Genomic DNA, 9290 nt, shown 5'->3' with positions numbered 1-9290 from the left:
CGCGCCGCTCGGCGGGCTGCCCGCCGTCGCGCACTTACACCCGACGCTGGTCGCCGCCGAACCCGGCGACGAGGTGGCGCTGCGCCTCACCGCGGCCAGCGACTGCAGCGACGCCACGCTCGACAGCGCCGTGCGCCTGCTGTGCCCGGACGGCTGGTCCGCGACGCCCGCGGCGCTGCCCCTCACCCTGCCCAGCGGTGAGCACCGCGACGCCGACGTGCTGGTGTCCGTCCCGCCCGGCGCGCCCGCCGGGCTCTACCCCGTCCGGGCGCAGCTCGCCCTCACCGGGGCCGAGACGCCGGCCGCCTGGCGGCAGGTGGTCGAGGACGTGTGCCTGGTCACGGTCGGGCAGTGCCGGGACGCCGACCCGATCCACCTCGTCGCCGGGTTCGGCGGCGACCAGCGTCGGGTGTAAGTGCGCGACGGCGGGCAGCCCGCCGAGCGGCGCGGGCCCCCGGTTGTGCAGCCAGTAGCGGGCGTACAGGGGCTGGGCGGCTTCCGCCTGCGGTGCGAGCGGCGCGGGGTCCCCGGCGGCCCGCGGCAGCGGCAGCCGGGCGAGCAGCGTCGCCACCTGGTAGCCGTGCAGGTCGAGCGCGTCGACGGGCTCGCCGGCGGTTTCGAGCAGGTCGGCGCTCCGCAGGTCGGTCAGCGGCGCCAGCGGGGACTCGAGGGTGACGCGGGCGTCGGCGCCGGTGGTCTCGACCAACCGGACCGCGACCGCGTCGGGCCGCGGCGCGCGGGCGCTGCCGGCGGGCAACGGGTTGCCGGCCGCCTTGAGCGCCGCCAGGTGCACCGACGCGGCCGGCTCGACGCGCAGCAGCGACCCGGTCGGCGGCAGCGCCGCGCCGCCGCCGCCTGCGCGGACGGCCAGCAGCGGGTGCGAGAACTGGGCGCTGCGGGCCGGCAGCTGCGCGCGCCGCCAGTCGCCGTCGCCGCAAACCAGGGCGTAGTCGAAGTCGTGGGTCCAGTGCTGGAGCTGGAAGTTGGAGCCGTCCGGGGCGGTGCGGCGCGGCTCGTCGATCCAGATGCCCGACGGCCAGCCGGTGCACGAGCGCAGCAGGGCGGCGTGCAGCGTGCCTTGGGTGTCGACGGCGAAGCTGGGCACGCCGCGGTTGAGCAGCGCGACGGTGCGGTCTTCGAAGGCCTCGCCGGGCGGTGCGTGCCGCTGGGTCACGTCGATCTCGGCGTCGGTCAGGTCGGCCACCAGCGCCGCGACCGCCGCGGACAGGTCGCGGCCGTCGATCACCAGCACCGGCAGCGCCCGCGGACCGCGCAGGTCGGCGCCGGGCACCCACACGGCCGGCAGCGGCGCCTCGGCGGGCACCCAGACGCGGGCCTGCCCGGTGGCGGCCAGTTGCCGGTCGAGCTCGTCGGCGTAGCTGCGGCCGGCCAGCGTCAACAGCTCCCGGGTGAACGCGTTGCGGTCCGGCCCGCCCAGGGCGATCCGCAGGTCGGGCAGGTTGGAGTCGACGTCGAGGTCGCCGTAGCGCGCCTTGCCGGCCGCGCCGCAGGTGGCGGTGACGCCCGCGCGGACCAGCGCGACCATGAGGTCGCGCGCCAACGGGCCGGACAGCTCCTCGGCCGGGGACACCACCTCGGCGACCGACACCGCCCGCACCACCCGCTGCCCGACGCGCACCCGCACCGCCGAGGACAGCCCGAACCAGCCGAAGGCCGGGTTGTCCAGCGTCCACAGGTGCTCGGCGGTGTCCACCGAGCGCGTCTCGTCGGCGTGCAGCAGCGCGAATCCCCGCCCGATGACGGCGTCGCCGACCTCGCTGACCGGCGTGGCGCCGGGCACCGGGCAGGGCCAGCGCAGCCGCACCAGCCGGTCCGCACCGGTGAACTCGTCGACGGTGGTGCGGCAGTCGACCCGCGGCACGCCCCGCCACAGCGTGAGGGTCTGGGTGTAGCGCAGCACACCCTCGATGCGGCCCTGAACCACCAGCCGCTCGCCGAGCGGGCCGCGGTAGGCCCGCACCTGGGCCGGCCGCTCCGACGAGCACACCACGGGCCCCTTGGGCAGCAGGTGCCACGGCCCCTCGCCCTGCGTCGGGTGCGCGGGGTATTCCTCGTAGACGGCGAGTTCGTTGCCCACCTTTCCGGCGGCCAGCAGTTCGCGGCCGCCGTGCCGCAGCGACGCGACTCCGCCGCCGCGGGCCGGATCGACTTCCAGCCGGTAGTGCTCGTTCGCGATCGCGGCGCCGGACGTCGGCGCCCACCCGTCCGCGGCGGCGGCCGGCGCCAGCCGGTAGGCTCGCCAGCCCAGCGACGGCACGTCGCTCGCCAGCCACCGCACCGTCCGGCCGCCGTCCTCGACGTGGGCGGGGAGCTCGGCGCCGGCGGCGTCGAACACCCGTACCCCGGCGCCGACCGGTGCGTCGAGCCGCGCCGTGACGATGTCGGTGCGCGGCTGGGCCAGCGGGTTCCACACCACGACGTCGCCCGGGGCGGCCGCGACCGCGCCGGTCAACCGGGCCAGCGAGGCGTCGCGGGCGCCGCGGCCGAGGTCCCAGGCGTCGCGCCAGCCGGTCAGCAGGTCCAGGTAGACCTGGTCGGATTCCGACCCGGTGATCGCGTCGTGGTGCGCGCCGTACGCCAGCTGCACCCACGCCTTGGCCAGCGCCGCCTGCGGGTACTCCGCGCCGGTCAGCCCCGCCGCGAACACCGCGAACCGCTCGGCCTGGAGCACGGCGTTCTCGGCGGACCGGTTGGCCTGCTTGGTGTCGATGTACGACACGTCCTTACCGGTGTAAATCGGGTTCATGTCGCGGGTCTGCGGCGACGGTTGCGCGCCGCGCTGCGCCAGCTCGGCGCGCACGGCGGCGAAGAACTCGCGCGGCGTCGCGCACACAAAACGTGGCCACGTGTACCGCGCCGCCCAGTCGCGGTGGATCGCGGTCACCCACTTGTTGGGCGGCGTGTAGTCGGTGCCGACGGGCAGCAGCACGTTGCGGGTCAGCGCGACGGCGGCGAGCTGATCGAACAGCTCGAACGTGGCGGCCTCGGCGTCGGCCAGCGAGGTCGCCGAGTCCATCCACCAGCCCGCGGAGTAGTGCGCGGGCATGTAATGGGTCAGCAGGCCGCGGCCCGAGGGTGCGATCCACTCGAACTCGCTGCTGAACTGCATGCGCTCGAACCCGGGCTCGCCGGGCCGCCCGGGACCAGGACCCCACTGATGGTGCGGGCCGCGCGCCCAGGAACTCGACGTCAGGCCGGCGTCGGCGGCCATCCCGGGGAACTGCGGGTCGTGGCCGAACACGTCGAGCTGCCACGCCGTGGCCGGGTCGGCCCCGAGCACGTCGCGCTGAAAACCCATGCCGTGCACCAGGTTCCGGATGGTGGTCTCCGGGCTGGTCAGGTTCGTGTTGGGTTCGTTGTAGGTGCCGCCCATGACCTCCACGCGGCCCTCGGCGATGAAGCGGCGCAGGTCGGCCCGGTCCTCGGGCCGGGTGTCCCAGTACGGCTTGAGGTAGTCGACCTCGGCCAGTACGAACTTGTACTCGGGTTCGCGGCGGGCCATCTCCAGGTGCGCGTGCACCAGCTCGAAGGCGTTGGTCTGGCGGGCCCGCCCGGGCGGGTCCTCGGTCCATTCGCTGGTGTAGGCGCCCTGGGTGTTCCACCACACCGGGTCGTAGTGGAAGTGGCTGACCATGAACATGGTCCAGCCGGGCTCGGCGACGGCGAACTCGAACGGCAACCGCCGATCGCCGGCGTGCACCGTCGCGGCCCGCCGCTCGCCGACGACGGCCGAGTCGACGGTCACGGGAACCTCGACGGCGTCGTCCCCCACGGCCGCGACCGCGTCGCCGCGCAGGCCGTCACCGTCGATGTGCACCGGCGTCGGCTCGGTCACCTCGGCGACGCCGACCCGCACCAGCTGCAGCGGCGCATCCGCCGGCCCGACGAACAGCTTCTCCGCCCGGGCCGAAACCAGCTGCATCCCCGCACTTTACGGCGCGGGCGACCGAAGATCGACCTACGATCGAGCGATGCCCGCCCTGGCCCCGCCCGTCGCCGACGAACGCAGCGCCCTGCGTGACTACCTGGCTTTCCACCAAAGCGCGTACTTCGCGGTCAGCTACGGCCTCACCGACGAACAGGCCCGGTCCACGCCGTCGGTCAGCCCGCTGTCGATCGGCGGGCTGGTCAAGCACGTCACCGCCATGCAGCGCAGCTGGATGGCGCGGGTGGCCGCCGCGCCCGACCTGCCGCCGCACGACCCGCGCCCGTTCGACGAGATCGCCCGCGAGTTCGCCGACCAGCACGTGATGGGGCCCGACGAGACCCTGGCCGGCCTCCTGGAAGCCTTCGCGGCGCGCAACGCCGAGTCGCTGCGGCTGGTGGAGGCGGCCGACCTGGACACCCCCGTCCCGGTGCCGCAGGACATCCCCTGGTTCCCCAAGAACCAGCAGGCGTGGTCGGTGCGCTGGGTGATCCTGCACGTGATCAACGAGCTCGCCCGTCACGCGGGGCACGCCGACATCATCCGGGAGACCATCGACGGCGCCACCATGTACGAGCTGATCGCCGGGCTGGAGGGCTGGTCGGTCCGGGGCTGGGTGCAGCCCTGGCAGAAAGGCTGACGGCCGGCCGGCGAATTGGGATTTGCTCCGGCCGATTTGGCACACTGCAGTGATGAGCTCTACCAAGCATCGCGAGGGGGCCAAGCTCGATCGCGTGCCGCTTCCGGTCGAGGCGGCTCGGGTGGCGGTCACCGGTTGGCAGGTCACCCGCACCGCGGCCCGCGTCGTCACCAAGCTGCCCGGCAAGGGCCCGTGGCAGCAGAAGGTGATCAAGCAGCTTCCGCAGACCTTCGCCGACCTGGGTCCCACGTACGTCAAGTTCGGGCAGATCATCGCCTCCAGCCCCGGCGCGTTCGGCGAATCGCTGTCCCGCGAATTCCGCGGCCTGCTCGACCGGGTGCCGCCCGCCGACGCCGACGAGGTGCACAAGCTGTTCGTCGAGGAGCTCGGCGGCGACCCGTCGGAGCTGTTCGCCACCTGGGAGGAGACGCCGTTCGCGTCGGCGTCCATCGCGCAGGTGCACTACGCGACCCTGCACACCGGCGAGGACGTCGTCGTCAAGATCCAGCGCCCGGGCATCCGGCGCCGCGTCGCGGCCGACCTGCAGATCCTGAAGCGCTTCGCGCAGGCGGTCGAACTGGCCAAGCTGGGCCGCCGGCTGTCCGCGCAGGACGTGGTCGCGGACTTCTCCGACAACCTCGCCGAAGAGCTGGACTTTCGCCTCGAGGCGCAATCCATGGACGCGTGGATCTCGCACCTGCACGCGTCGCCGCTCGGGAAGAACATCCGGGTACCGCAGGTGCACTGGAACTTCACCACCGAGCGGGTCCTGACGATGGAGCGGGTGCACGGCATCCGCATCGACGACGTCGCCGCCATCCGCAAGGCCGGCTTCGACGGGGTCGAGCTGGTCAAGGCGCTGCTGTTCAGCCTGTTCGAGGGCGGGTTGCGACACGGCCTGTTCCACGGCGACCTGCACGCCGGCAACCTGTCGGTCGACGACCAGGGCCGCATCGTGTTCTTCGACTTCGGAATCATGGGGCGCATCGACCCGCGGACCCGCTGGCTGCTGCGCGAACTGGTCTACGCGCTACTGGTCAAGAAGGACCACGCCGCGGCCGGCAAGATCGTGGTGCTGATGGGCGCCGTGGGCACCGTCAAGCCCGAGGCCCAGGCCGCCAAGGACCTCGAGAAATTCGCCACCCCGCTGACCATGCAGACGCTGGGCGACATGTCCTACGCCGACATCGGGCGCCAGCTCTCGGCGCTGGCCGACGCCTACGACGTCAAGCTGCCCCGCGAGCTGGTGCTCATCGGCAAGCAGTTCCTCTACGTCGAGCGCTACATGAAGCTGCTCGCCCCGCGCTGGCAGATGATGTCCGATCCGCAGCTCACCGGGTACTTCGCCAACTTCATGGTCGAGGTCAGCCGTGAGCACTCCTCCGACGTCGAGGTCTGAGGGCGTGCAGGTCCGCACCGGAACCGCCATCGCCTCGGACCCGCAGGGCGAGGTGAAGCTGTACTACGAGGACATGGGCGACGTCGACGATCCGCCCGTCCTGCTGATCATGGGGCTCGGCGCCCAGCTGCTGCTGTGGCGAACCGGGTTCTGCGAGAAGCTGGTCAACCACGGTCTGCGCGTCATCCGCTACGACAACCGCGACGTCGGCCTGTCCGGCCGGACGCAGCACCGCAGCTCGGGGCAGCCCTTGGTGGAGCGGCTGGCCCGCTCCTATGTCGGTTTGCCGAGCAAGTCCGCCTACAAGCTGGAGGACATGGCCGACGACGCGGTGGCCGTGCTGGATCATCTGGGCATAGAGCGCGCGCACATCGTGGGTGCCTCGATGGGCGGCATGATCGCCCAGATCGTCGCGGGACGGTTCCCGGAGCGCACCAGGAGCCTGGGCATCATCTTCTCCAGCAACAACGCGCCGTTCCTGCCGCCGCCCGGCCCTCGTCAGTTGCTGGCGCTGCTGCGGGGTCCGTCCCCCGATTCGCCGCGTGAGGTGATCATCGACAACACCGTGCGCGTTGGCACCATCATCGGTAGCCCGCGCTACCGGGTGCCCGACGAGCAGGCCCGTGCCGAGGCGGCGGAGGGATACGACCGCGCCTACTACCCGCAGGGCGTCGCGCGGCATTTCAGCGCCGTCCTGGGCAGCGGCAGCCTGCTTCGCTACAACCGCCGAACGACCGCGCCGACCGTGGTGATCCACGGCAAGGCGGACAAGCTGATGAGGCCCTCCGGCGGCCGGTCAATTGCCCGCGCAATACCCGGCGCCCGATTGGTGTTATTCGACGGAATGGGCCATGATCTGCCACAGCAGTTGTGGGATCAGGTCATCGGCGTGCTGACGAGCAACTTCGCCAAGGAGAGCTGAGCCAAAAACACTCGAGAGAAACACTTCCCCGCGAACTCAGTCTGCGTCGCCGGGTTGTACGGTTGTCGAAGGAGGGTGGGTGTACCAATGGCTAAGCTGAAGCCGTATTACGAAGAGTCGCAGGCGACCTACGACATCTCAGACGACTTCTTCGCGCTGTTCCTCGACCCCAACATGGTCTACACGTGCGCCTACTTCAAAGACGACGACATGACGTTGGAAGAGGCTCAGCTGGCCAAGCTCGACTTGGGCTTGGACAAGCTCAACCTCGAGCCCGGCATGACGTTGCTGGACGTGGGCTGCGGCTGGGGCGGCGCGGTGGTGCGTGCCGTCGAGAAATACGACGTCAACGTCATCGGCATCACGCTCAGCCGCAACCACTACGCGCGCACCAAGGCGCGGCTCGCCGCGCTCCCGACGACGCGGCGCGCCGAGGCCCGGCTGCAGGGGTGGGAAGAGTTCGACGAGCACGTCGACCGGATCATCAGCTTCGAGGCCTTCGACGCGTTCAAGAAGGAACGGTGGCCGGCGTTTTGGGATTGGGCCTATAAGACGCTCCCGGCCGGCAGCCGCATGATGATGCACAGCATTTTCACCTACCCGCAGTCGGAATGGAAAGAGCGTGGCATTCCGATCACGATGACGGATCTGCGTTTCTTCCACTTCCTGGGCAAGGAAATCTTTCCCGGCGGTCAGATGTGTGGTGAGCCGGACATCGTCGACTTGGCTCAAGACAGCGGTTTTGCGGTCGAGCAGATCCAATACCTGCGACCGCATTATGCGCGCACCCTCGACATGTGGGCGGCCAACCTGGAAGCCAATCGCGACCGCGCTATCGCCATCCAATCCGAAGAGGTCTACAACCGCTTCATGCGCTACCTGACCGGCTGTGCGGAGCTGTTCCGCAAGGGCATCTCGAACGTCGCGCAGTTCACCCTGACCAAGTAGGCGCTTTAGCCGTAACGCCGCTTGGTTTGACGCGCCGCCGAACCGGATATTTGCCGAGCACAGGCGCGGGGAATTCTTTCGGGGGCGTTCTTCCGAGCCTCGAGTGCAGCTCGAGCCCGGAAAGGCAGACACGGCATGGCAACAAATCTGACGCCCCATTTCGAGGACGTGCAAGCGCACTACGACCTCTCCGACGACTTCTTCCGCCTGTTCCTCGATCCGTCGCAGACCTACAGTTGCGCATACTTCGAGCGCGACGACATGACGCTCGAAGAGGCGCAGCTCGCCAAGATCGATTTGTCGCTGGGCAAGCTGGGGCTGCGGCCGGGCATGACGCTGCTCGACGTCGGCTGCGGGTGGGGGGCGACCCTGCGCCGGGCGATCGAACGCTACGACGTCAACGTCGTCGGACTAACCCTGTCGAAAAACCAGGCCGCCCACGTGCAGCAGTCGTTCGAGGAGATGGGCGGCTCGCGCAGCAAGCGGGTGCTGCTGTGCGGCTGGGAGGAATTCGACGAACCCGTCGACCGCATCGTGTCGATCGGGGCGTTCGAGCACTTCGGCCGCGACCGCTACGACGACTTCTTTGCCATGGCCCACCGGGTGCTGCCCAACGACGGCGTCATGATGCTGCACACGATCACCGCCCTGACCCGCGACCAGCTCAGCGAGCAGGGCCTGCGCACGTCGCTGGAGATGATCCGCTTCCTCAAGTTCATCCTCACCGAGATCTTCCCGGGCGGCGGCGCCCCGACCATACCGATGGTCGAAGAACACTCCGCCAAGGCGGGATTCACCCTGACCCGGCGCCAGTCGTTGCAGCCGCACTACGCGCGGACCCTGACGCTGTGGGCCAACGCGCTGCAGGCGCATAAGGATCAGGCGATCGAGTTGCAGTCCCCCGAGGTCTACGAGCGCTACGAGAAGTACCTGACCGGCTGCGCGAAGGCGTTCCGGTCGGGCTGGGTCGACGTCAACCAGTTCACGCTGGAAAAGTAGACTGATGCACCGGCGGTCGGGCGCGACGCGCGCCCCACCGGAGTTAACTACACCTCTACATTGGGTATCGTTGCAGGTCGCGCCGCGCCATTCGGGCCAGCGCGGACGTTGGTGGCAGTGACCTCTTCGAGGAGAACAGGACGAACATGGCTGAGCAATCGACTGGGCCCACGAAGACACGCACGCGGTTCGAAGACATCCAGGCGCACTACGACGTCTCCGACGAATTCTTCGGCCTCTTTCAGGACGCCACCCGGATGTACAGCTGCGCGTACTTCGAGCCCGACGACCTGACGCTCGAGCAGGCGCAGTACGCCAAGATTGATCTCAACCTCGACCAGCTCGACCTCAAGCCCGGGATGACGCTGCTGGACATCGGCTGCGGCTGGGGCAGCACCATGAAACGCGCCGTCGAGCGGTTCGACGTCAACGTCAT

Annotated in this window: 7 protein-coding genes and 1 pseudogene; 7 read left to right on the top strand and 1 reads right to left on the bottom strand. The window is 70.1% G+C overall.

Translation table 11 applies throughout. From position 1 onward, the window contains the following. Positions 1–73 precede the first annotated feature (73 nt). Complete coding sequence (locus tag A5714_RS25350) at positions 74–415, top strand: NEW3 domain-containing protein (RefSeq protein ID WP_369829438.1); 342 nt, start codon at positions 74–76, stop codon at positions 413–415. Here the strand turns inward: A5714_RS25350 and A5714_RS11920 are convergent. Further along, a pseudogene (locus A5714_RS11920) lies at positions 374–3943 on the bottom strand (glycoside hydrolase family 38 C-terminal domain-containing protein); the annotation flags it as partial. The gene A5714_RS25350 and the pseudogene A5714_RS11920 sit on opposite strands and share 42 nt — an antisense overlap. A 49-nt stretch (positions 3944–3992) precedes the next feature. Between A5714_RS11920 and A5714_RS11915 the strand changes: the two are divergent. From A5714_RS11915 to A5714_RS11890, 6 genes are all read left to right on the top strand, one after another. After that, complete coding sequence (locus tag A5714_RS11915; RefSeq protein ID WP_068285406.1) at positions 3993–4586, top strand: DinB family protein; 594 nt, start codon at positions 3993–3995, stop codon at positions 4584–4586. Positions 4587–4638: 52 nt separating this feature from the next. Then, the gene (locus tag A5714_RS11910) at positions 4639–5985 is read left to right on the top strand and encodes an AarF/ABC1/UbiB kinase family protein (protein ID WP_068073327.1); all 1347 of its coding nucleotides are present in this window, start codon (positions 4639–4641) and stop codon (positions 5983–5985) included. Positions 5986–5989: 4 nt separating this feature from the next. After that, positions 5990–6907, top strand: a complete 918-nt coding sequence (locus tag A5714_RS11905) for an alpha/beta fold hydrolase (protein WP_068073329.1) — start codon at positions 5990–5992, stop codon at positions 6905–6907. Between the two features lie 87 nt (positions 6908–6994). Beyond that, positions 6995–7855 (top strand): cyclopropane mycolic acid synthase family methyltransferase, encoded by an 861-nt coding sequence (locus A5714_RS11900; RefSeq protein WP_068073331.1) that lies wholly within the window; start codon positions 6995–6997, stop codon positions 7853–7855. Between the two features lie 135 nt (positions 7856–7990). Then, positions 7991–8854, top strand: a complete 864-nt coding sequence (locus tag A5714_RS11895) for a cyclopropane mycolic acid synthase family methyltransferase (RefSeq protein WP_068073333.1) — start codon at positions 7991–7993, stop codon at positions 8852–8854. Positions 8855–9000: 146 nt separating this feature from the next. After that, on the top strand, positions 9001–9290 hold a 290-nt coding region (locus A5714_RS11890), incomplete at its 3' end, for a class I SAM-dependent methyltransferase (protein WP_197513652.1).

This window comes from Mycobacterium sp. E2462 (assembly GCF_001672685.1).
GTDB lineage: Bacteria > Actinomycetota > Actinomycetes > Mycobacteriales > Mycobacteriaceae > Mycobacterium.
Note: the sequence above shows the minus strand (reverse complement) of the source record. Positions and strands in the feature narration are given on the sequence as shown.

Coding starts and splice junctions, on each gene's coding strand:
- A5714_RS11910 (WP_068073327.1), top strand. CDS start 4,639: ATGAGCTCTACCAAGCATCGCGAGGGGGCCAAGCTCGATCGCGTGCCG.
- A5714_RS11900 (WP_068073331.1), top strand. CDS start 6,995: ATGGCTAAGCTGAAGCCGTATTACGAAGAGTCGCAGGCGACCTACGAC.
- A5714_RS11915 (WP_068285406.1), top strand. CDS start 3,993: ATGCCCGCCCTGGCCCCGCCCGTCGCCGACGAACGCAGCGCCCTGCGT.
- A5714_RS11895 (WP_068073333.1), top strand. CDS start 7,991: ATGGCAACAAATCTGACGCCCCATTTCGAGGACGTGCAAGCGCACTAC.